The organism is Bacillus sp. ISL-55, from assembly GCF_018613155.1.
Lineage (GTDB): Bacteria > Bacillota > Bacilli > Bacillales > Cytobacillaceae > Mesobacillus.
Genome location: NZ_JAGGQU010000001.1, coordinates 43,336 through 66,791 on the forward strand (window position 1 = coordinate 43,336; position 23,456 = coordinate 66,791).

Sequence of the window (23,456 nt, forward strand, 5' to 3'; positions counted from 1 at the left end):
GACCATGGAAACAGGAGCGCTGCAAGGCTTATTTAACCAAAAAACAACACAGCAAGTTAAAACAGCTGAATTTCGGCCCGGCCAAATCATTAATGGGAAAATCCTGAAGCTCTATCCTGATCAAGTAGCAGAAGTGCAAGTCGGCAGCCAAAAAATGATCGCAAAATTAGAAACTCCATTATCTGCAAATGAGCGGTACTGGTTCCAGGTTCAGCCTGGTGAAGGAAAAGTTCATTTGAAGGTGATTGGATCAGGTAGTGAGGATAAGGTACAGCAGGGAAGCTTGGCAAAGATTCTCGGGGAATTTGCAATGCAGCCGACAAAGGATAACCTGGAACTTGTCCGTTTTTTTATCAAGGAACAGCTTCCTGTAAACCGAGAACTTCTTAAGCAGGCGGCAGAGTGGCTGAGTATGGCGGATTCCCGCAGTGCTGGTCAAGATGCTATAAAATTGATCCTGACTAGAGGGTTTCCTGTTACACAGGCCTCGTTTGATGCCCTCTACACCACCACCAAAGAACCATCTCTGGTCCAGTTGTTAGATAAACTTGAAAAGACTGTAGACACAGCGTGGAGTTCTGCGGCGAGTACAAGTCTAAAAAAACTTTTGAATGAAATGCTGCCATCCAGTAAAATAATGAATCCTGAAACAGCCGTGAATAATTTAGTGGCAACATGGCTTAAACGGGAAGGCCAGGAAAGTGAAGTGGCTCTGGAACTGCTTAAACAGTTTGGTGCGATTCCTTCGAAAAGCAGTGAAAGCAATCTTTTACAGCAGATGCTGTTCAGGCTGCAAAGCTTAGGCACAGACGGAGATGAACAGCCTGATGGTCTGAAACTCGCCAAAAATATCATAACACTCATAGAAAATGCCGACAGTTCTGCAGCCAGACAGTTGATTTCAAATTTCGCACCTGAAAAAACATTCCCAGCAAATCAGCTGGCAGAATCACTTAAATTGTTATTCTACCGAACTTCTGGAAAAGAAGCGGAGGTACAGCAAGGGCTTCAGGCTTTCAAGCAGTTGATCTCAATGGTGAGTGATGGAGAGTCCCTATCCGCCCTGATGGGAGAAAAGGATACGTGGCGACAAGCTGGAGTTGATTTACTTAAGATTGCGGGACAGCCCCAATCCGGCAATTTAACAGGCCTGCAGGCACAGCTGCTCTCTGAAGCAGTTGCCAAAGCAGAACAGCCTGCTCCGCTGCAAGAAACTGGCACTGCACTGCTCACAGATACAAGGATAAAACAATTCCTTTCCGCCTTGGGTCTCTCTTACGAACAACAGCTTAGCGAAGTTTTAAAAGATGGAGAGATTGGCAAGGCACAAGTATCAGAGACACTTAAATCCCTTGTATTGCGCCTGTTGAACGAAAATCCTCCGCCTGCTGTTAAAGAAGCTGCAGAGCTGGTTTTAAACAAACTCACCGGATTTCAGCTGCTTTCCCAGGAAGCGGGTCCGATCCAGCAGCTTGTTGTGCAAATACCCTTTATGCTGGGTGGAAAAACGAATGAACTTACGATGCAATGGAGCGGGAAAAAGACTGAAGACGGAAAAATAGACGCTGATTTTTGCCGTGTGCTCTTTTACCTGAAACTTAAGCATTTGGATGATGTGATCGTTGATATGCAAGTACAGAATCGAATTATGAGTGTCCAGATTTTTAACGAAAAGCCCACTTTGAGAAAAATGGCAGAAGAATTGACACCGGTATTGAAATTGAAGCTAGCGGAAATTGATTATCACTTGTCTTCTGTTCACTTCCATGTTCCTGGGCAATCCCCGACAGGGAGAACTCAACGTAGCCTGGCAGATTTATATGGGCAAAAAGAATATAGCGGAGTGGATATTAAAATATGAAACCACCTAAGCATACAAGAAAATCAGCTGTAGCCCTGGGGTATAACGCCGGAAATATGGACGCTCCTAAAGTGATGGCAAAGGGTAAGGGTCTCGTTGCTGAACAAATCATTGAAAAAGCGAAGAAGCATGAAATTCCCATCCAGGAAGATCCTTCACTCGTTGAAGTTCTGAGCCAGCTGGAATTAAATGAGCGGATTCCAGAAGAATTATATCAAGCAGTAGCCGAAGTATTTTCCTTTGTCTATCATTTGGATAAACAAGCAGGAAAACAAAAATAATATTTTCACAATGAAAACCAAGAGAATGAATATAGCTTTTTTATCATGGATTTTTATTGCTAAAGCCGGAGAACGCATTGATTCCGGCTTTTTATTTATGTAAACTTTCTCTTGGTTATTTTTTCACAATATTTAAAAAGGCAAAATATTTAAATCATAAAGGTAGACAATCAATAATTCATTATATAAAATGAAAGCGCAGTCTATTTTTATGAAATTTAAATGAATTATATTTTCTACTTAGGAAAATGAATTTACGAATCGGGTCGCTTGGCGATTCTCTATTTTTTGTTCGTTTTTCTAATAGATAGGAGGATGGGAAATGAATGTCCATGAGTATCAAGGAAAAGAAATCCTCAGAAAATATGGGGTAAAAGTACCGAATGGGAAGGTTGCTTTTACAGTCGATGAAGCTGTTGAAGCAGCTAAAGAGCTTGGATCGTCAGTAGTTGTCGTAAAAGCTCAAATCCATGCTGGCGGAAGGGGTAAAGCCGGCGGTGTCAAGGTTGCAAAGAACCTTGATGAAGTACGTACATATGCATCTGAGATTTTAGGAAAGACACTGGTTACTCACCAGACTGGTCCAGAAGGCAAGGAAGTAAAACGCCTATTGATTGAGGAAGGCTGCGACATCAAGAAGGAGTACTATGTAGGCCTTGTGCTTGACCGTGCTACTTCACGTGTTGTCCTTATGGCTTCTGAAGAAGGCGGAACGGAGATCGAAGAGGTAGCTGAAGCGACTCCTGAAAAGATCTTCAAAGAAGAAATCGATCCTGTAGTAGGGCTTATGCCATACCAGGCTCGCCGTATCGCATTCAACATCAACATCCCGAAGGAACTAGTCAACCAGGCTGTAAAGTTCATGATGGGATTATATAACGCTTATGTCGAAAAGGATTGCTCAATCGCTGAAATCAATCCGTTAGTTGTAACTGGTGACGGGCAGGTAATGGCACTGGACGCTAAATTGAACTTTGATTCAAACGCGCTTTACCGCCAGAAGGATATCCTTGAGTACCGTGATTTAGAAGAAGAGGATCCAAAGGAAATCGAAGCATCGAAGTATGACCTCAGCTATATTTCTTTAGATGGAAATATCGGATGTATGGTTAACGGTGCCGGCCTTGCGATGGCAACAATGGACATCGTTAAGCATTATGGCGGAGACCCGGCAAACTTCCTTGATGTTGGGGGCGGCGCTACTGCTGAAAAAGTAACGGAAGCATTCAAAATTATCCTTTCAGATCCTAACGTAAAAGGAATCTTTGTTAATATCTTCGGCGGCATCATGAAGTGTGACGTCATCGCTACGGGTGTAGTAGAGGCTGCCAAGCAGGTTGGGCTTGAGGTTCCTCTTGTCGTTCGTCTTGAAGGTACTAACGTTGATCTTGGAAAACAGATTCTTAATGAGTCTGGCTTAAATATCATTGCTGCTGAATCAATGGCAGACGGCGCTGAAAAAATCGTTTCATTAGTTAAGTAGGATCGAAAGGAGAGAATTTGACGTGAGCGTATTCATTAATAAAGATACAAAAGTCATTGTTCAAGGGATTACGGGTTCAACAGCCCTTTTCCATACAAAACAAATGCTTGAATATGGTACAAAAATTGTTGGAGGAACATCTCCGGGCAAGGGCGGTACAGAAGTAGAAGGCGTTCCTGTATTCAACACAGTACAAGAAGCAGTTGATGCAACAGGCGCAAATGCGACTGTAATCTATGTACCAGCTCCATTTGCTGCAGATGCTATCGTTGAAGCTGTTGATGCAGAGCTTGATTTGGCGATCTGTATCACTGAGCATATCCCAGTATTGGATATGGTCAAGGTTAAGCGCTATATGGAAGGGAAGAAAACTCGCCTAGTTGGACCTAACTGCCCGGGCGTCATCACTCCTGAAGAGTGCAAGATTGGAATTATGCCTGGATATATCCATACAAAAGGACATGTTGGTGTTGTATCACGTTCTGGAACGCTGACATATGAAGCGGTACACCAGTTAACTCAAGAAGGAATCGGCCAGTCTACAGCTGTGGGCATCGGCGGAGACCCGGTTAACGGAACGAACTTCATCGATGTCCTGAAGGCATTCAATGAAGATCCTGAAACATATGCTGTCATCATGATTGGTGAAATCGGCGGCACGGCTGAAGAAGAAGCAGCTGAGTGGGTCAAGGCTAACATGACGAAACCAGTTGTTGGCTTCATCGGCGGAAGAACAGCACCTCCAGGGAAGCGCATGGGCCATGCTGGTGCGATTATTTCTGGCGGAAAGGGTACAGCAGACGAAAAAATCCGCGTAATGAACGAATGCGGCATTCAGGTTGCTGAAACTCCATCCGTAATGGGCGAAACGCTAATCAAGGTTTTGAAGGAACAAGACCTGTACGAGCAGTGTAAAACACACTAAAATATTCAATCAGACAGTCCCTCTTAAAAGAGGGGCTGTTTATTAATCCCAGGGGGAAGCATATGGATGCATTGAAAAAGAAACTAATCCAGCTTGTCCATAGCAAGTATGCTAGCTGGAAAGCGATTTACTCAATCCTCAAAGCAAATTCTGCAATAAGTAATAATGAAGCTGCAAATTATACCTCTATTAATCCTCGAGTAGAACGACTCAGCAAAGACCATCAGTTTATTTCCGCCGACAAACTTATCAATGACTACACCACACAGAATATTCACCTAATCACTATTTTTGACGATGACTACCCAGACAGGCTGAAGACTATCTATCAACCTCCATGGATGCTGTTTGCCAGAGGGGATCTAACTTTGTTAAAGAACAGAGAAAGTCTTGCTGTGGTTGGGTCAAGGAATGCGACAGCATATGGCATTGGAGCCATCGACTATTTATTTCCCTCATTAATAGAAAAAAATGTTCTGATTGTTAGTGGTCTCGCAAGGGGGATTGATGCCCATGCCCATAAAGCAGCCATTAAATTAGGCGGGAAAACAATCGGTGTCATAGCTGGCGGGTTTCAAAATCTGTATCCTAAGGAAAATATTAAATTGGCAGAATATATGATGGAAAAACAACTGGTGTTATCAGAATATCCACCCGCAACAATTCCTGCGAAATGGCAATTTCCAATGCGAAATAGGATTATCAGCGGTCTTTCAGGGGGTACACTTGTTGTTGAAGCCAGGAAAAAGAGCGGTTCACTGATCACGGCCGATTTTGCATTGAGCGAAGGCAGGGATGTATTTGCTGTCCCCGGAAGCATTTTGAGTCCGGATTCTGATGGAGTCCATTATTTAATCCAGCAGGGAGCCAAACTGGTTAAAAGTTCTGAGGATATTTTGGAAGAGCTTGGTATGTAATGCGGAATAATCGTATACAATGCAAAAAAAGCATAATTTATAAGAAGGGATACTTTCCAAAATAGGATAAATTATATGATGAAATGTAAAGAAATAGTGAGGGGAAGATTTCTGAAATATACTTTTTTAGCAAGTTATTTTTATATTTGAATGAAAACTTGCATCAAAAAGGTTGAAATAATTTTCATTCTGTTATACATTTTGCATCAGGTATTTTAAAATTTTTAGGCTCTGTTAAAGCCCAATGTTTTTTTAAACCCTGTTGATTGTAGTGGAAGGCGCGTAGACTCCTGCGGGATAAGCTAGTCATGGGGAGACCCCGCAGGCGCATAAAGCGCCGAGGAGGCTCCCCGACTGCCCGCGGAAAGTGAAGCGCCTGGAACGAAAATCAACAGACTGGTTTAACGGAGCCAATTTAGATGAAACCGTTTGCTTAAATGGTTGATTTGACAATATTATGATATGTTGATAATAATTAATGTAATTTTATACCTCTAAGGAGGACAATTGGATGTCGGATTTTTTAGTCATCGTCGAATCACCTGCAAAGGCAAAGACGATAGAGCGTTATCTTGGAAAAAAATATAAAGTGAAAGCCTCTATGGGGCATTTGATAGATTTGCCTAAGAGCCAAATGGGAATTGATACGAAAAATAATTATACCCCTAAGTACATTACAATCCGGGGTAAGGGACCAGTACTGAAGGAATTGAAATCTGCGGCAAAAAAAGCAAAGAAAGTCTATCTCGCGGCTGACCCCGACAGAGAAGGGGAAGCAATTGCTTGGCATTTGGCCAAAAGTCTTGACGTCGATGTCCATTCTGATTGCAGGGTTGTATTTAATGAGATCACCAAGGATGCCATCAAAGAATCTTTTAAACATCCCCGGGCGATCAATATGGACCTCGTAGATGCCCAGCAGGCACGTCGTGCTCTGGACAGACTGGTAGGATATAATATCAGCCCGCTGCTTTGGAAGAAGGTCAAGAAGGGGCTGAGCGCAGGCCGAGTACAATCAGTTGCCTTAAGGATGATCATTGATCGTGAGAAGGAAATCGCTGCGTTTGTTCCAGAAGAATACTGGACAATCGGTGCGGAATTCCTGAAAGGAAAAAGTGCTTTTGAAGCTTCATTTTATGGAATTGGCAAACAAAAAACTGAGTTGAAGTCAGAAGAGGATGTCAAGAACATCCTTAAACAAGTAAAGGGGAACAAATTTACTGTTGAGTCTGTGACGAAGAAAGAGCGCAAACGTAATCCTGCACCGCCGTTCATTACTTCTTCTTTGCAGCAAGAGGCAGCACGAAAGCTTAACTTCCGTGCGAAAAAGACAATGATGCTTGCGCAACAGCTTTATGAAGGTATCGACCTGGGAAAAGAAGGCACAGTCGGTTTAATTACCTATATGAGAACGGACTCTACCAGGATTTCTGAAGTTGCACAAGGCGAAGCAAGGGAGTATATCACTGGTCAGTATGGAGAAAAGTTCATTCAGACAGAGGCAAGAAAAGAGAAGAAACAGTCCAATGCCCAAGATGCTCACGAAGCGATCCGGCCTACAAGTACAATGAAGGTTCCTGAGACGATAAAGGAATTCCTTTCAAGGGATCAATACAGACTATACAAACTTATTTGGGAACGGTTTGTCGCGAGCCAAATGGCTCCTGCTATTATGGATACGATGAGTGTTGACTTAAAGAATGGCGAAGTTACTTTCCGCGCGACTGGCTCGAAGGTTAAATTCCCAGGTTTCATGAAGGTTTATGTAGAAGGTTCAGATGACCAGGTGGAAGAAAAGGATAAATTCCTTCCTGACCTAAAGCAAGGTGACGAGGTCACGAAAAAAGATATCGAATCGAAGCAGCACTTTACACAGCCGCCTCCAAGATATACAGAAGCAAGGCTCGTCAGGACGCTTGAGGAAATGGGGATCGGACGGCCATCAACATACGCGCCAACCCTGGATACAATCCAAAAGAGAGGCTATGTATCACTTGATAATAAACGATTCGTGCCGACCGAACTTGGTGAAGTAATCCATGAGCTTATGCTGGAATTCTTCCCGGAAATACTTGACCTTGAGTTTACTGCCAAAATGGAACAGAATCTCGATAATGTCGAAGATGGGAAAATCAATTGGGTCAAAGTCATTGACGAATTCTACCGTGATTTTGAAAAGAATCTTGAAGTAGCGGAACAGGAAATGCAAGAAATTGAAATCAAAGATGAACCCGCTGGGGAAGATTGTGATCAGTGCGGTTCACCGATGGTATTCAAAATGGGGCGCTACGGCAAGTTCATGGCCTGCAGCAATTTCCCTGACTGCAGGAACACGAAGGCAATAGTCAAGGAGATAGGGGTCAAATGCCCTAAATGTGAAGAAGGCAATATCATTGAACGGAAGAGCAAGAAGCGCCGGATTTTTTACGGCTGTGACCGCTTCCCTGAATGCGATTTCCTTTCATGGGATAAACCACTTGCAAGGAAATGCCCAAAATGCGAAAATATGCTAGTTGAAAAGAAGCTTAAAAAGGGCGTCCAGGTTCAGTGTACAGAATGCGACTATAAAGAGGAACCACAAAGCTAGAGTGAGCCCTTGGGCTCACTCTTTATATTTGAGAAAGACCTTGTCGGGGCTGACCAAGGCGCTTCCGCTTTTCTTTGTCCAGCTCCAGCGCCTAGCCCATCGAGACGCTTCGGTCCGCCCATTGAAGTCAAAAAGCGACTTCACTGGTCGGCCCTCCAGCGCTTGTCGGGGCTGACCAAGGCGCTTCCGCTTTTCTTTTTTGAAACTTTTTTCTTTCTTTTTCGTAAAGGAAAGTGCAAAATGGTACAGGAATCAGGGTAAAGTAAGTAAAGTTGAGTATATAATAGAAGCTTTATGTCAAGGCAGATGTTATAATGATTCTTTATGTCAAGGCAGTTGCTTAGATTTTGCCTGATAGGCTTCTACATGGCAACTTGGATTATAATAAGCAAACGCGGAATTTTTAATAGCTACTGGAGGAAATAGATATGACTGAAGCTACAGTAAATGTCGTAGGTGCTGGCCTGGCCGGAAGTGAAGCCGCATGGCAGCTTGCCGAAAGAGGCATCAAAGTGAACTTATATGAGATGAGACCGGTTAAACAGACGCCTGCTCACCATACAGATAAATTTGCTGAACTGGTATGCAGTAACTCTTTGCGTGCAAATACATTAACAAATGCAGTTGGTGTTTTAAAAGAAGAGATGAGAAAGCTTGACTCTGTCATCATTGGCGCAGCAGACGCATGTGCTGTACCTGCAGGCGGAGCTTTGGCAGTAGATCGCCATGAGTTTGCGGCACATGTTACTAGGTCTGTTAAGGAACATCCTAATGTAACTGTATTTAATGAAGAAATCACTGAAATTCCACAAGGGCCGACCATCATCGCTACCGGGCCTTTGACAAGCCAGGCGTTGTCCCAACAATTGAAGGAGCTTACAGGGGAAGAATATTTATATTTTTATGACGCGGCAGCTCCTATTATTGAAAAAGACAGCATCGACATGGACAAGGTATATCTGAAGTCCCGATATGACAAAGGGGAAGCTGCATACCTTAACTGTCCAATGACAGAAGAAGAATTCGACCGTTTTTATGAAGCGTTGATCTCTGCTGAAACAGTGCCGCTTAAAGAATTTGAGAAAGAAATCTTTTTTGAAGGTTGTATGCCAATCGAGGTCATGGGCCAAAGAGGAAGGAAGACAATGCTTTTCGGACCGATGAAGCCGGTTGGCCTGGAGGATCCTAGAACTGGAAAGCGGCCTTATGCTGTTGTGCAGCTTCGCCAGGATGATGCTGCTGGAACACTTTATAATATTGTAGGCTTCCAGACTCATCTTAAGTGGGGACCACAAAAGGAGGTCATTCAACTGATTCCTGGGTTGGAAAACGCTGAAATTGTACGGTATGGTGTCATGCATCGTAATACCTTTATCAATTCACCTAAGGTCTTAAAAGCAACATATCAATTCAGGAATAGAGAAGATTTATTCTTTGCAGGGCAAATGACTGGGGTCGAAGGGTATGTGGAATCAGCAGCGAGCGGAATGATTGCTGGAATTAATGCTGCGCGTCTTGTAAAAGGAGAAGAGCCGGTGGAATTCCCGCATGAAACGGCAATGGGAAGCATGGCCAGGTATATTACAACTACGAACGCGAAAAACTTCCAGCCGATGAATGCAAATTTCGGGCTTTTCCCTGATCTTCCAGAGAAAATCAAGGGTAAGCAGGAACGTAATGAGAAGCATGCTTCCAGGGCACTGGAAACAATTCAGAAATTTGTGAAAAATTTGTAATTTATATTGCGAGGGCTATATAAATATGATACTATTTAGTAGCCCTTGTGAGGTGACGAGATGGAAGCAAATGTGAACAATTCTTTAAACTTATTTATTGAATATTTACAAATTGAAAAAAATTACTCACAATATACAATTGAACATTATCAACATGATATTAGGGAATTTTTTTTGTTCATGTCTGAACAAGGCCTGACGAGTCTTGGTGATGTTGAGTATGCTGATACAAGGATTTACCTCACGAAATTATTTGACCAGCAGCTCTCCAGGAAGTCTGTCGCCCGCAGGATTTCATGTATGCGCAGCTTTTACAAGTTTTTGCTTCGTGAAAAGATGGTAGGAGATAATCCTTTTTCCCTGGTATCCATACCGAAACTGGAAAAGCGATTGCCAGATTTTTTTTATGAAGAGGAACTTTCCCAGCTATTTAATGCATGTGAAACCGAGACTGCGATCGGGAAAAGGAACAAAGCCCTTTTGGAACTTCTTTACGCTACAGGAATCCGTGTAGGTGAGTGCTGTAAAATCCAGCTGAAGGATATAGATTTATCTCTTTCCACTGTTTTAGTTCATGGAAAAAGGAAAAAGGATAGATATGTGCCTTTCGGAAGTTTTGCCCAGGATGCGATTGAAGACTACATAAAGAATGGAAGACCAGAGCTTCTGAAGACCAAAGATGATCATGGCCATTTATTTTTGAACTTCCGGGGTGGGCCTCTGACGGACAGAGGAATCAGGGAGATCCTGAATAAGCTGATTGAAAAGTCAGCCCTGACTGGGAAAATCCATCCCCATAAACTGCGCCATTCCTTTGCCACACATATGATGAGCAATGGAGCAGATATGAGAACTGTCCAGGAGCTAATGGGCCATGCGTTCCTGTCTTCAACGCAAGTATATACCCATGTTACGAAAGAGCACTTGCGCAATATTTATATGTCACATCACCCGAGGGCTTAAGCCAGAAGGAGGACGAAGGAATGTCAGAATTCCATGCCACAACGATATTTGCTGTTCAACATAAAGGCCAATGCGCAATGTCAGGCGATGGCCAGGTAACCTTTGGGAATGCTGTAGTGATGAAACACACAGCAAAGAAAGTCCGAAAGTTGTTTAATGGTAAAGTAATTGCAGGATTTGCCGGTTCAGTTGCAGATGCGTTCACGCTGTTTGAGATGTTCGAAGGGAAGCTTGAGGAATACAACGGAAATCTTCAAAGAGCTGCCGTCGAACTTGCAAAGCAATGGAGAAGTGATAAAGTCCTAAGAAAGCTCGAGGCAATGCTGATCGTATTGAATGAGACTGATATGCTGCTTATTTCTGGAACAGGCGAAGTCATTGAACCTGATGACGGCATTCTAGCAATCGGTTCTGGAGGTAATTATGCCTTGTCTGCTGGCCGTGCATTAAAACAATATGCTGGAGAACATTTAACAGCAAAAGAAATCGCGAAGTCTTCATTGGAAATTGCTGCTGACATTTGTGTTTACACAAACCACAATATTATCGTGGAAGAACTGTAACGGAAAAGGAGTGTTGAGTGTGAAGCAAACGACAAATTTAACTCCAAGGCAGATCGTGGAAAAGCTGGACCAGTATATTATTGGTCAAAAGGATGCTAAAAAAGCTGTTGCAGTTGCTCTCAGGAATAGATACCGCCGCGGCTTGCTCGCTGAGAATATCCGGGATGAAATCATCCCTAAGAATATCCTGATGATTGGACCTACTGGTGTAGGTAAAACGGAAATTGCCAGAAGAATGGCTAAGTTAGTTGGCGCTCCTTTCGTCAAGGTGGAAGCGACTAAGTTCACTGAAGTAGGTTATGTTGGCCGTGATGTCGAATCCATGGTTCGGGATCTTGTTGAAACCTCCATCAGGCTTGTAAAAGAGGAAAAAATGGAGCAAGTAAAGGAACCGGCAGAAGAAAATGCAAACCGCCGTCTTGTCGAACTGTTGGTTCCTTCAGCGAAAAAATCAGTGAATTACAAAAATCCACTTGAAATGTTGTTCGGCGGAAGCCAGCAGCAGCCTGATCAAGAGCAAAACCAATCAGAAGATTTAGGGTTATTCGAAAAGCGTAAAACCATCAAGGAAAAGCTCGGAAAAGGTGAACTTGAGGATGAGTTGGTAACCGTCGAGGTTGAGGAGCAAACACCTTCCATGTTTGATATGCTCCAGGGTTCTGGAATGGAACAAATGGGAATGAATATGCAGGATGCTTTGAGTGGCTTGGTGCCAAAGAAACGCAAGAAACGAAAGCTGCCTGTACGTGAGGCCAGGAAGTTATTAATCAATGAAGAAGCCCAAAAGCTGATCGATATGGATGAGGTAACTCAGGAAGCCACTTACCGTGCTGAGCAGGCAGGAATCATTTTCATTGATGAAATTGACAAAATTGCCAGCAAGAATTCCGGTGGCTCCAGTGCAGATGTTTCACGTGAGGGTGTTCAGAGGGATATACTTCCTGTTGTGGAAGGGTCAACTGTCAACACGAAGTACGGTCCTGTAAAAACAGACCATATTTTATTCGTCGCTGCAGGTGCTTTCCACATGGCGAAGCCTTCCGATCTGATACCTGAATTGCAAGGGCGTTTCCCAATCAGGGTAGAGCTTACTAAACTGACAGTTGAGGACTTTTACAGGATTCTTGTTGAGCCTGATAATGCACTTACAAAGCAATATGAAGCTTTATTGGAAACAGAAGGTATACAAATTGAATTTTCTGACGATGCTATTCGTAAGATAGCTGAAGTCGCGTATGATGTGAATCAGAATACGGATAACATCGGTGCGAGAAGACTGCAGACAATTCTTGAGAAGCTTCTTGAAGACCTGAGCTTTGAAGCACCAGATATCAATTTGGAGAAGGTAGCGATCACTCCGCAATATGTAGAAGAAAAACTTGGCGCTATCTCAAGAAACAAAGATTTAAGCCAGTTCATATTATAATGGTTAATCGTTTTAATGCATACTCAATAGGGTAGACAAATAAGGACTGCTTTTTGGGATTAAGTATTGAAACTAGCCAGGATTAAAATAAATGTATTTTTGTTTGAAGCAAATAGGAGGAAGAAACAATGGACTTACTATCAAAAACTAGAAAAATTAACGCACTGCTCCAAAAAGCTGCCGGCAAACCGGTAAACTTCAAAGAAATGTCAGAAACTTTAAGTGAAGTAATCGAGGCCAACATTTTTGTTGTCAGCCGCAGAGGGAAGCTTTTAGGCTTAGGGATCAATCAGCAGATTGAAAACGAGCGTATGGTAAAAATGCTTGAAGACCGCCAATTCCCTGAAGAGTATACGAAGAATCTTTTCAATATCCAGGAGACATCACCGAACCTGGATGTTGAAAGTGAATACACAGCATTCCCTGTTGAAAACAAAGAACTTTTCAAAAACGGCTTAACAACAATCGTGCCGATCATCGGTGGCGGTGAACGCCTTGGAACATTGATCCTTGCCCGTCTTGAAGAACAATTCCACGACGATGACCTTATCCTTGGAGAATATGGCGCAACTGTTGTAGGAATGGAAATCCTTCGTGAAAAGGCAGAAGAGATTGAGGATGAAGCAAGAAGCAAGGCTGTAGTCCAAATGGCAATCAGTTCATTATCCTACAGTGAACTTGAAGCGATTGAGCACATCTTTGAAGAACTAAACGGAAAAGAAGGCCTTCTAGTTGCTTCCAAAATCGCAGACAGAGTCGGGATCACACGTTCAGTAATCGTCAACGCACTGCGCAAACTAGAAAGCGCAGGTGTTATCGAGTCCCGTTCCCTTGGAATGAAGGGAACTTATATCAAGGTATTAAATGATAAATTCCTATTTGAACTTGAAAAGCTTAAAAACAACTAAATAAATAATAAAAAAATCCGCTGAACTTCAGCGGATTTTTTTATGCATTTTTTACATCTATCTAACAGGACCTAAAAAAAACGTCAGAACAACAAGTTTTTTAACAGCTAAATATTACAATTTTGTTTCGGATTTTTTACACGGGTCTAATTTCACTGTCAAAAGTTATGCTTAGATGGTAGAAAAAAATGGAAAAAATGACATTTTATATAGGTTATTTGTCCTAGTAAAAAATAATTAATAAAACAATTTGTGATACTAATTCCTTATATTTTTTAAAAAACTTTACAGAAACATAGGGTTAAATAGTAAAAAAAATTAACGAAGCACACTTATAGGTCTTTTATCCTATTTTTAAAAATGAGCATTATGCATGATAAAAATTAACTGAAAGTACATAGACAGATTATTTCAGATTCTTTACAATTAGGAATATAATGACGAAATTCATCAAGGAATTACAAAATTCAGCAAAATAATCCATTGTGGCAATTGCGAGGTGCAAAAATTGAAGTTGTTTTCAAATACTGTATCAACGCTCGAACATGCGTTGAACTATTCTTCTGCGAAGCAAAAAGTCATTTCGCAGAATATCGCGAATGTTGATACACCGAACTATAAAGCGAAGGATGTCTCCTTTAAGGCTGTATTTCAGGATGTGATGGGACAATCCTTTCAAGCGAATAGATCAGATGCCCGCCATTATGAATTCAGCAGCAAAGCGAGTCGTATGCCTGGAGTCGTTACTAATCCGAATGTGAATTATAACGAGAATGGGAATAGTGTTGATTTGGATAAAGAAATGGCCGATCTGGCTACAAACCAAATTTACTATAATGCGCTGACCGAGAGGATTAATGGAAAGTTCAATTCTCTCCAAACAGTCATTAGGGGAGGTAAATAAGCATGAGCATGTTTCATAGCATGAACACGACAGCCTCTGCGTTGACTGCCCAGCGCCTCAGAATGGATGTCATTTCTTCCAATATGGCGAATGTAGATTCTACAAGAGGTGTAAACGGAGAGCCGTACCGCAGGAAAATGGTCGTCCTGCAGCCTAATGAAGGGAACTTTTCTTCATTCCTAAATAAAGCAATGGGGAAAACAGACGGATCAGGGGCGGGAAATGGAGTTAAAGTATCGAGAATAATAGAGGACAGGGAAAATCCTCTTAAGATGGTATATGATCCTGAACACCCAGATGCAAATCAAGAGGGGTATGTTGCGTATCCTAATGTCGATCCGTTAAGGGAAATGGTGGATTTAATTAGCGCGACACGGTCTTATGAAGCAAATGTCACAGTTTTCAACGCTTCCAAGGGCATGATGATGAAAGCTCTTGAAATTGGAAAATAAGGAGAGAACTAAATGAACGCAGCCGGGATTAATTCTGTTAGCCAAATGGTCAGGCCATTTGATACAAAAGTGTATACTCCCACACCTACACCATACGAAGCACAGAAGAGTTTTTCGTCCGTACTTAAGCAATCTATTGATAATTTAAATAAAACACAGCTTCAATCAGATGCAATGACGGAAAAACTAGCTCGCGGAGAGAACGTTGACCTCCATCAGGTAATGATTGCGAGCCAAAAGGCGAGCATTACACTGCAGGCTACAATGGAAGTCAGAAACAAAGTGGTTGAAGCATATCAGGAAATGATGAGAATGCAAGTTTAATAATATGAGCTAAAAACTAAGATTATATCGGTTATTAGCTATATAAAAAGAAGAGACTTAATAACCGGGGGATTGAAATGAAAGAAACCGTTCAAAAGTATATACATACAATGAAGGATTTCTGGCAAGGGCGCACCAGAAAGCAAAAAATCAGTCTTGTTGCGTCTGTTTTCTTTGTTTTGACAGTAGCCGTCCTTACAGCCTTTTTTACCTCGAGGACATCTCTTGAGCCGCTTTACAGCAATCTTTCTCCTGCCGAGACCGGAAGCATCAAAGAAAGCCTTGATGCAAGAGGCATAAAATCTGAAATTGCAGATGGCGGCAATACTATCCTTGTTCCGAAAGAATCGGTTGATAGCTTGAAAGTTGAGCTGGCAGCTGAAGGAATTCCTAAATCAGGAAGTATCGATTATTCATTTTTTAGCCAGAATGCCGGCCTCGGTATGACAGATAATGAATTCTTTGTTTTAAAACTGGATGCTATGCAAACAGAGCTTGCTGATTTAATGAAAGGGATCGATGGCGTTAATGATGCGAAGGTAATGATTAACCTGCCTGAAAAAGGGATTTTTGTTAGCGATAATGAGCAGCCTGCATCGGCATCCATCGTGCTGAATACAAGTCCAGGTTATCAATTCAAGGAAGATCAAATAAATGCACTTTATCACTTAGTGGCTAAAAGTGTTCCCAACCTTCCTACAGATAATATCGTCATCATGAATCAATATTTTGAGTATTTTGATCTAAAAAATGAAAATAATTCCAGCGGAGCCTCTTTTGCTTCTCAGCATCAGATCAAACAGGAAATTGAGAGGGATGTGCAAAGACAGGTCCAAAATTTGCTTGGCACTCTTATGGGACATGATAAAGTAGTTGTTTCCGTTACTGCCGATGTAGACTTTACCCAGGAAAACAGAGAAGAAAACATCGTAGAGCCTGTTGATAAAGAAAATATTGAAGGAATCGCAATCAGTGCCCAGCGAATTACTGAAACCTTCACTGGGAATGCAGATCAGGCAGGTGGAATCCCCGAAGGAGGAAACCCTGGTGAAACCACTGGGGCTCAATACCTTGAGGGAGCAAACGGCAACGGAGATTATGAGAGAGTCGAAGAAACCATTAATAATGAGGTCAGCAGAATTCGCAAGGAAATCACTGAGAGTCCATACAAGGTGAGAGATCTTGGGATTCAGGTGATGGTCGAGCCGCCAACTCCAGATGACCGTAATTCATTGCCTCAGGAACGAGTAGAGGATATTACAAAAATTCTTGGTACCATCGTCAGAACGACAATTGATAAGGGTTCGTTAGGCGAAGAACTGACAGATGAAGTCATCGAAGATAAGGTCGTTGTATCCGTGCAGCCGTTTAACGGTAAAGTCACTTTCGATAATAATAATACTGTAGAGAAGCTGCCATGGTGGGTATACCTTGTTGGCGGAATATTGCTAGCAGGTATTGTAGTCTTATTACTTCTATTTATGAGATCGAGAAAGAAAGAAGTAGAAGAAGAAGAAGAATATGTAATGGAAGAAAAATATGAGCAAATTCGTGTTCCAGATGTGAACAAGGAATTTGAGACAGAAGGCACAATGAAGAAAAAGCAGCTGGAAAAAATGGCGAAAGAAAAGCCAGAGGATTTCGCAAAGCTATTGCGAACTTGGATTTCTGAGGATTAGGAGGAGGACCAATGGTGAGGAAAGACCAAAAGGAATTAACAGGAAAACAGAAGGCAGCAATCCTCCTGATCTCGCTTGGCCCAGATGTTTCTGCTTCGGTTTATAAGCATTTAAGTGAAGAAGAAATCGAGAAGCTTACACTTGAAATATCAGGTGTGAAGAAGGTTGACTCGCTGGCAAAGGAAGAAATTCTGGAAGAGTTCCACAGCATTGCCCTAGCGCAGGATTATATCACACAAGGTGGAATCGGTTACGCGAAGACGGTGTTGGAAAAAGCGTTAGGGACCGATCAGGCTGCTGTGATCATCAATAGATTGACCTCATCCCTGCAAGTAAGGCCGTTTGATTTCGCTCGGAAAGCGGATGCTGGGCAAATTCTCAATTTCATTCAAAACGAGCATCCACAAACAATTGCACTTATACTTTCTTATTTAGATTCAGCACAAGCAGGCCAGATTTTATCTGAACTGCCGCAGGATGTCCAGGCGGATATTGCACGCCGTATTGCAGTAATGGACAGCACATCACCAGAAATTATCAATGAGGTTGAGCAAATCCTAGAAAGAAAGCTTTCAGCCACTGTTACTCAGGACTATACGCAAACTGGCGGTATTGAGGCTGTAGTGGATGTGTTGAACGGAGTGGACCGTGCAACCGAACGCACGATTCTTGATGCTCTTGAAATCCAGGACCCAGAGCTTGCAGAGGAAATCAAAAAGCGGATGTTCGTGTTCGAAGATATCGTTACACTTGATAACCGTGCAATCCAGCGTGTTATCAGAGACTGTGAAAACGAAGATCTCATGCTTGCTCTTAAAGTTTCAAGTGATGAAGTGAAAGAAATTGTCTTTAAAAATATGTCTAAGCGTATGGTCGAAACCTTCCAGGATGAAATGGAATTCATGGGTCCTGTAAGGCTTCGCGATGTTGAAGAAGCACAATCCCGGATTGTAGCTATTATCCGTCGTCTGGAAGAAGCTGGTGAAATCGTCATTGCCCGTGGCGGAGGAGATGATATCATTGTCTAGGCTTATCAAATCCCAATACACCAGTAACATGCCAGCAGAAAAAAAGGTCATCTCTATCAGAGTATTGGAATCATCGGAACAACAGGAAGTCCCACAGGTTTTCACTCATACAGAAGATGAAAGAAGGCGGATCCTTGAGGGTGCTGTGGCTAAGGCGGATAACATTGTGTCAAAGGCCATGGAGGAAGCAGAACAGATTCGGCTGCAAGTCCAACTGGAACAGCAAGAATGGGATCAGCAAAAGTCTTTATTAACTGAAGAATCCAGGCAGCTGGGCTTTGAACAAGGCTATCAAGAAGGCAGAACCCAGGGGTATGAAGAGTACCGCCAAACAATCATGTTTGCTCAGGAAACGGTAGATGCATCGAAAAGAGATTACGAGAATCATATTGACTCATCAGAAAAGGTGATTCTCGATCTTGGAGTGAAAATTGCCGGGAAGATCATCGGGGAAAAACTAGCTGCAGATGAAGCGTTCCTTCCCCTGGTAAAAAGGGCGTTAAAAAACTCCAGGGATTATAAGGATATTCAGCTTCATGTACATCCGAAATACTATCAAGAGCTGCTCAATCAAAAGGATGAACTGATTGCCATCTTTCCAAAGGATATTGATTTCTATATTTACCCGGATGACGACCTTGAGGAGACATCATGCATCATCGAATCTGAAAATGGCAGGGTAGACGCAAGTGTAGACAGCCAATTGGAAGAAATGAAAAATAAGCTGTTTGAAATGCTGGAGAGTGAACAATAGTGAAGGCCAAAGATTTATTGGAACATGTCGACTTTCTGGATAGTTTTAAACGTTATGGACGTGTAAAAAGAGTTGTCGGCTTGATGATTGAGTCACAAGGGCCTGAAAGTTCAATAGGCGATGTCTGCTTTATTCATGTCGGTACAAAGAAAAAGCGGAGAATCCAGGCGGAGGTTGTCGGTTTCAAAGATGAAAACGTCATTTTGATGCCGTATACATCTCTTCATGATATATCACCAGGAAGTCTCGTTGAAACGACAATGAAACCACTTGAAGTTAAAGCAGGCCCGGGTTTGATTGGCAAAGTCGTTGATTCGTTAGGTGCTCCATTGGATCAATCAAGCCTGCCAAAAGGATTGGCGTCAGTTCCTACAGAACAAGACCCTCCCAACCCTTTGAGCAGACCGCCAATCTCGGAACCGATAGAAGTCGGGGTCAGGATGATTGACAGCCTGCTGACAGTTGGCAGCGGCCAGCGTGTTGGGATATTTGCCGGCAGTGGGGTAGGGAAAAGTACTTTGCTGGGAATGATCGCGAGAAATACTACAGCAGACCTGAATGTTATTGGGTTGATTGGAGAACGGGGCCGGGAAGTCAGAGAGTTCATTGAACGTGATCTAGGGCCTGAAGGACTAAAGCGTTCGATAGTTGTTGTTGCCACCTCAGACCAGCCTGCATTAATGCGAATCAAAGGAGCCTATACAGCAACAGCCATCGCAGAGTATTTCCGTGATAAAGGATTGAATGTCATGCTGATGATGGATTCAGTTACTCGTGTGGCTATGGCTCAGCGTGAAGTAGGTCTCGCAGTTGGAGAACCTCCTACCACGAAAGGCTATACTCCTTCAGTGTTCGCCATCCTTTCAAGGCTTCTTGAAAGGACAGGGACGAATGAATTTGGATCAATAACAGGCTTTTATACCGTCCTTGTAGATGGTGACGATATGAATGAACCTATTGCTGACACAGTAAGGGGAATCCTGGATGGCCACTTTGTATTAGACAGGGACTTAGCCAATAAAGGCCAGTACCCTGCATTGAATGTGTTAAAAAGCATAAGCCGAATCATGAACAATATTGTCGCCGATGAACATGTCAAGGCAGCTGAAAGATTGAGGGAATTACTAAGTACCTATATCAATGCTGAGGATTTGATTAATATTGGTGCATATAAAAAAGGTACATCTGCAGAGATAGATGAAGCGATTATGAGATACCCTCAAATCCTTGATTTCTTGAAGCAAGGCACCAATGAAAAAGTCTCAATAAATGAAAGTGTTCAAGCTTTATTGCAGTTAGTAAGGAAAGGTTGATGGATCAATGCGGTATCAATTCAAGTTTGATAAGATCCTTTCACTCAAGTCGAGAGAAGTGGACGAAGCACAAGTCGTATACCAGGATTCAGTGAAAAAGTTCGAAGAGGCGGCTGACAGGCTCTACCATCTTCTGAAGAAAAAAGAAGATCTTGAGAGCTTTCAATCAGACCGGCTGCTAGATGGTTTGCCGGTCCAGGAAATACGACACCATCAACAGTTTATCGGCAATCTTGAAAAATCCATTGCCCACTATCAGAAAGTCGTGATGAATGCGAGAAACATCATGAATTATCAACAAGTACAGCTTATGGAAAAAAATCAGGAAGTAAAGAAGTTTGAAAAAATCAAAGAGAAAGACCATCTACAATTTCTGGCAGATGAAAAGTATGCAGAAAGCAGGATGATGGACGAAGTCTCGATTCAGCAATACATGAACCGGGAAATTAGGTGATCAGCGTGGAGGAAAAAGAAAATCAGGATGGCAACAGGTTTCAATGGTTTTTATATGTGATAGCAATTCCTACCTTGTTTGCAATTGTTATTGCTTTGGTTGCGCTCTCGATTCTAGGGATCAATGTTTTCGATACAGCGAAGGACATCGGTGGCAAATTACCCTTCATATCTCAATATGTAAAGGAAGAAAAGCCGCTTTCCATAGATGAATTTGAAAAAAATATCATCAGCCTTGAAGCAGAAATTAAAGACCGCGAAGCACAAGTGGAACAATTGCAGTCTAAAGTCGACAGTAAAGATACACAGCTTAAACGAATGGAACTGGAAAAAGCACAGCTGCAAGCGCAAATAGAGGAATTAACCGCGATTCAGGAGGAAAACAAGAGAGCCTTCCGGGAAATCGTCAAGACCTATGAAACGATGTCAGCAAAGAGTGCCGCTCCGATTATTTCTAAAATGGGTACGGAGGAAGCAGTGAAGATTCTGACAAACATTAAACCAGAGTCACTTGCTGCCATAATGGAAAAGCTCCCTGCCGAAGAAGCGGCAAAGTATACAGAATTATTGACCAACGAAACGAACGGAAATTAGCCTGACGAAATCTGAGAGGAGGTGAGAAAATGGAAATAGGAGGTCTTGGATTTTTTAATACCATTGTTACGGGAAATCATAAAGTATCCGAAAAGGCAGTAAATGGGGGAAGCTTTGCTGGAATAATGTCCACAGTCTTATCCGGAAAGGCAGAGTCAACACCATCAACTGAATCTGCGAAGGGTGAAAAAAACCTTGAAAGTCTGGGTGCCTTAGCGGAAATGATCAACATAAAAGATCTCTTAGAGATGGAAGATGGAATGAAGTTGCTGGATGAATTGAATTCAGACTCTGAAAATCTATTAATTAAGGCGCTGGCGCATTTTGGAATCAACAAAGAAGACTTGAAACTTTTCATCCAAAAGTGGACCGGTAACAGTGAAGTTGATTTCGAAAGTGCTTCTGAAGATGAGCTGTTGTCATCCTTAGCGGCAATAATAACGGGAATCGCCAACCAAAATGGAAATCAATTACTGGTTAAGTTAGAAAAAAATGATTTGCAGACATTAAAGGCATTAAAGCTATTGGAGTTAATGACTAGGTATGCAGATGGGAACGAATATAAAAGCTCTGATTCTGTTAAAGAATCGCTGAAAAACCTTGGTGGGGAATTAAAGAACCTTTTAGAAACGAATAAACCAAATCCTCACACGGAATATTTACAAAAAAGATTTACCCAGTTAGCGAGTGATCTAAACCTTGCAAACTCAAAAAAAATAACTTTGACAGAGAGTAGCTCAGGATTAAGGACGGACGGTCCAGCAGGAACAGTTGCTTTTCTCCCACAGATGACAAAGGCTGAGCAATTGATGTTAACGATGAATAGCCCTGAAAGACCGGTTTCACCTGAACAATTAATGAAGCAATTTGAATCCATTCTATCAAAATCGCATTTCATGAACAGTGGGGGAACTCAAAAACTATTCATAAAATTATTCCCTGAGCACCTTGGCAGTATCCGTATAGAGCTTTTCCAAAAGGATCAAACGATGATGGCCCGAATCATAACTACATCTGGCACGGCAAAAGAAACGCTGGAATCCCAGATCAATGGTCTCAAGCAGGCCTTTGCGGCACAAAACCTTTCAGTTGAAAGAATTGAAGTGACACAGCAGCAGGCCCAGCAAGAACGATTCATGAATCGAGATTCTCAGCAGCAGGAGAGGCAGCCTGACAGAGGGAACCAGGAAAAGAAAGAAGAAAAAGGAGATTTTAACCTTTCCTTCGAAGAAGCACTGCTAAATACTGAAGCATAGGAGACAGAACATGGTGAATAGTATTAATTCTTCTTATCTGCTGTCGAATCTTCAAAAGGACAGGAAAGCGGGTTCAGATATTCTTGGGAAAGATGATTTCTTGAAAATCCTGATGACCCAGCTTCAGAATCAGGATCCTTTGAATCCGATGCAGGATAAAGATTTCATAGCCCAAATGGCAACATTTTCAACACTTGAGCAAATAACGAATATGGGAAAATCAATCGATCGATTTGTACAGGCTGAACAGCAAAATAAAATGATTTCCTATAGCCAGTTTGTGGGCAAAGATGTCACATGGCATAAGATTGAATCAGTAAATGGTGAGGAAACCGTTCAACAGGGAAATGGGAAGGTAGCCTCTGTGCAGTTCAAGGAAGACACCGTTTCTTTTGTGCTTGAGGACGGCACGACCCTGGAACCGGCGAACATCTCCCAAATCAATGAGTTGTCCAGTGAAAATCATATGTTGCAGGCGAGTATGCTGATTGGGAAAACAATTACCTATCTTGATGAAAATAAACAAGAAAAATCGGCTAATGTCCTGTCTGTTTCATTTAAGAATGGCAAAACATCTTATTTACTAGATGATGAAAATAATACAAGCATCATTTCTTCACAAATCACCAAAATTCAATAATGTAAGGAAGTGATGTAATGGATAAAACAAACTTTCATCCAATTCATTCACTGCCTGTTAACAGGACACAACAAAAACCTGTAAAAGCCAATAAATTAACACAAACACCTTTTTCCTTGCAATTGCAAAGTGCTATCCAATCAAAGAATGGACTAACAATAAGCAAGCATGCAGCTGCACGGCTGGAGCAGCGTGGAATTAATATATCGCAGGAGCGCTGGAACAGGATTGAGGAAAAAGTTAGTCAGGCTAAGGCCAAGGGCGTGAGTGATTCGCTTGTCCTGCTGAAAGACGCGGCGCTGATTGTCAGTGCAAAAAACAACACAGTCATTACCGCAATGGGAAGGCAGGAAGCAGCTGAACAAATATTCACCAATATAAATGGAACCATCGTTATGGAAAATTAAAA

Annotated in this window: 24 protein-coding genes; 23 read left to right on the plus strand and 1 reads right to left on the minus strand. The window is 42.2% G+C overall.

The annotated features are described in order from the left end of the window. Positions 1-4 precede the first annotated feature (4 nt). The 6 genes from J7E32_RS00220 to topA all read left to right on the plus strand — a co-directional run bounded on the left by J7E32_RS00220 (position 5) and on the right by topA (position 8,054). Positions 5-1,861, plus strand: a complete 1,857-nt coding sequence (locus tag J7E32_RS00220) for a hypothetical protein (protein WP_214901928.1) — start codon at positions 5-7, stop codon at positions 1,859-1,861. Continuing rightward, on the plus strand, positions 1,858-2,142 hold the full coding sequence (locus tag J7E32_RS00225; protein WP_214901930.1) for an EscU/YscU/HrcU family type III secretion system export apparatus switch protein: 285 nt from the start codon (positions 1,858-1,860) through the stop codon (positions 2,140-2,142). Before J7E32_RS00220 ends, J7E32_RS00225 begins: the two co-directional genes overlap by 4 nt. Before the next feature lie 322 nt (positions 2,143-2,464). Further along, positions 2,465-3,625: an ADP-forming succinate--CoA ligase subunit beta gene (gene sucC, locus J7E32_RS00230; protein ID WP_167831764.1), complete on the plus strand. Its 1,161-nt coding sequence runs from the start codon at positions 2,465-2,467 to the stop codon at positions 3,623-3,625. 22 nt (positions 3,626-3,647) lie between these two features. Beyond that, positions 3,648-4,550 (plus strand): succinate--CoA ligase subunit alpha, encoded by a 903-nt coding sequence (gene sucD / locus J7E32_RS00235; RefSeq protein ID WP_214901940.1) that lies wholly within the window; start codon positions 3,648-3,650, stop codon positions 4,548-4,550. Between the two features lie 62 nt (positions 4,551-4,612). Next, a complete protein-coding gene (gene dprA, locus J7E32_RS00240; RefSeq protein ID WP_214901943.1) occupies positions 4,613-5,467 on the plus strand; it encodes a DNA-processing protein DprA in 855 nt (284 codons plus the stop codon). Between the two features lie 511 nt (positions 5,468-5,978). Then, positions 5,979-8,054, plus strand: coding sequence for a type I DNA topoisomerase (topA, locus tag J7E32_RS00245; RefSeq protein ID WP_214901946.1), 2,076 nt, complete (start codon positions 5,979-5,981; stop codon positions 8,052-8,054). A 15-nt stretch (positions 8,055-8,069) separates the two neighbouring features. Here topA and J7E32_RS22675 read toward each other — a convergent pair whose 3' ends face one another. Beyond that, positions 8,070-8,198 (minus strand): hypothetical protein, encoded by a 129-nt coding sequence (locus J7E32_RS22675; RefSeq protein ID WP_286182519.1) that lies wholly within the window; start codon positions 8,196-8,198, stop codon positions 8,070-8,072. Positions 8,199-8,482: 284 nt separating this feature from the next. Between J7E32_RS22675 and trmFO the strand changes: the two genes are divergently transcribed. The 17 genes from trmFO to J7E32_RS00330 all read left to right on the plus strand — a co-directional run bounded on the left by trmFO (position 8,483) and on the right by J7E32_RS00330 (position 23,454). Beyond that, complete coding sequence (trmFO, locus tag J7E32_RS00250; protein WP_214901949.1) at positions 8,483-9,790, plus strand: FADH(2)-oxidizing methylenetetrahydrofolate--tRNA-(uracil(54)-C(5))-methyltransferase TrmFO; 1,308 nt, start codon at positions 8,483-8,485, stop codon at positions 9,788-9,790. Positions 9,791-9,850: 60 nt separating this feature from the next. Then, entirely contained in the window at positions 9,851-10,753 is a 903-nt protein-coding gene (gene xerC / locus J7E32_RS00255) for a tyrosine recombinase XerC (protein ID WP_214901958.1), read from the plus strand. A 20-nt stretch (positions 10,754-10,773) separates the two neighbouring features. Beyond that, entirely contained in the window at positions 10,774-11,316 is a 543-nt protein-coding gene (hslV, locus tag J7E32_RS00260) for an ATP-dependent protease subunit HslV (protein ID WP_041964480.1), read from the plus strand. A 19-nt stretch (positions 11,317-11,335) separates the two neighbouring features. Continuing rightward, positions 11,336-12,742 (plus strand): ATP-dependent protease ATPase subunit HslU, encoded by a 1,407-nt coding sequence (gene hslU, locus J7E32_RS00265; RefSeq protein WP_214901961.1) that lies wholly within the window; start codon positions 11,336-11,338, stop codon positions 12,740-12,742. A 128-nt stretch (positions 12,743-12,870) separates the two neighbouring features. Next, on the plus strand, positions 12,871-13,650 hold the full coding sequence (gene codY, locus J7E32_RS00270) for a GTP-sensing pleiotropic transcriptional regulator CodY (protein WP_214901964.1): 780 nt from the start codon (positions 12,871-12,873) through the stop codon (positions 13,648-13,650). Between the two features lie 508 nt (positions 13,651-14,158). Continuing rightward, a complete protein-coding gene (gene flgB / locus J7E32_RS00275) occupies positions 14,159-14,554 on the plus strand; it encodes a flagellar basal body rod protein FlgB (protein WP_214901967.1) in 396 nt (131 codons plus the stop codon). Between the two features lie 2 nt (positions 14,555-14,556). Then, positions 14,557-15,006 carry a flagellar basal body rod protein FlgC gene (gene flgC, locus J7E32_RS00280; protein ID WP_214901970.1) on the plus strand — a complete coding sequence of 150 codons (450 nt, stop codon included), beginning with the start codon at positions 14,557-14,559 and terminating at the stop codon, positions 15,004-15,006. A gap of 45 nt (positions 15,007-15,051) precedes the next feature. Next, complete coding sequence (gene fliE, locus J7E32_RS00285) at positions 15,052-15,330, plus strand: flagellar hook-basal body complex protein FliE (RefSeq protein ID WP_286182564.1); 279 nt, start codon at positions 15,052-15,054, stop codon at positions 15,328-15,330. Positions 15,331-15,407: 77 nt separating this feature from the next. Further along, complete coding sequence (fliF, locus tag J7E32_RS00290; RefSeq protein WP_214901987.1) at positions 15,408-17,009, plus strand: flagellar basal-body MS-ring/collar protein FliF; 1,602 nt, start codon at positions 15,408-15,410, stop codon at positions 17,007-17,009. Positions 17,010-17,020: 11 nt separating this feature from the next. After that, a complete protein-coding gene (gene fliG, locus J7E32_RS00295) occupies positions 17,021-18,037 on the plus strand; it encodes a flagellar motor switch protein FliG (protein WP_023614895.1) in 1,017 nt (338 codons plus the stop codon). Further along, positions 18,021-18,791 carry a flagellar assembly protein FliH gene (fliH, locus tag J7E32_RS00300; protein WP_286182522.1) on the plus strand — a complete coding sequence of 257 codons (771 nt, stop codon included), beginning with the start codon at positions 18,021-18,023 and terminating at the stop codon, positions 18,789-18,791. The genes fliG and fliH overlap by 17 nt, the downstream gene beginning before the upstream one ends. Then, on the plus strand, positions 18,791-20,104 hold the full coding sequence (fliI, locus tag J7E32_RS00305) for a flagellar protein export ATPase FliI (RefSeq protein ID WP_214901992.1): 1,314 nt from the start codon (positions 18,791-18,793) through the stop codon (positions 20,102-20,104). Before fliH ends, fliI begins: the two co-directional genes overlap by 1 nt. A gap of 7 nt (positions 20,105-20,111) precedes the next feature. After that, the gene (gene fliJ, locus J7E32_RS00310; protein WP_214901995.1) at positions 20,112-20,558 is read left to right on the plus strand and encodes a flagellar export protein FliJ; all 447 of its coding nucleotides are present in this window, start codon (positions 20,112-20,114) and stop codon (positions 20,556-20,558) included. A gap of 5 nt (positions 20,559-20,563) precedes the next feature. Further along, the gene (locus tag J7E32_RS23145) at positions 20,564-21,151 is read left to right on the plus strand and encodes a MotE family protein (protein ID WP_353653998.1); all 588 of its coding nucleotides are present in this window, start codon (positions 20,564-20,566) and stop codon (positions 21,149-21,151) included. 29 nt (positions 21,152-21,180) lie between these two features. After that, complete coding sequence (locus J7E32_RS00320) at positions 21,181-22,407, plus strand: flagellar hook-length control protein FliK (protein ID WP_214902007.1); 1,227 nt, start codon at positions 21,181-21,183, stop codon at positions 22,405-22,407. A 10-nt stretch (positions 22,408-22,417) separates the two neighbouring features. After that, positions 22,418-23,047 (plus strand): flagellar hook assembly protein FlgD, encoded by a 630-nt coding sequence (gene flgD / locus J7E32_RS00325; RefSeq protein ID WP_214902008.1) that lies wholly within the window; start codon positions 22,418-22,420, stop codon positions 23,045-23,047. Positions 23,048-23,064: 17 nt separating this feature from the next. Continuing rightward, positions 23,065-23,454, plus strand: a complete 390-nt coding sequence (locus J7E32_RS00330; protein ID WP_214902011.1) for a TIGR02530 family flagellar biosynthesis protein — start codon at positions 23,065-23,067, stop codon at positions 23,452-23,454. Positions 23,455-23,456 lie beyond the last annotated feature (2 nt).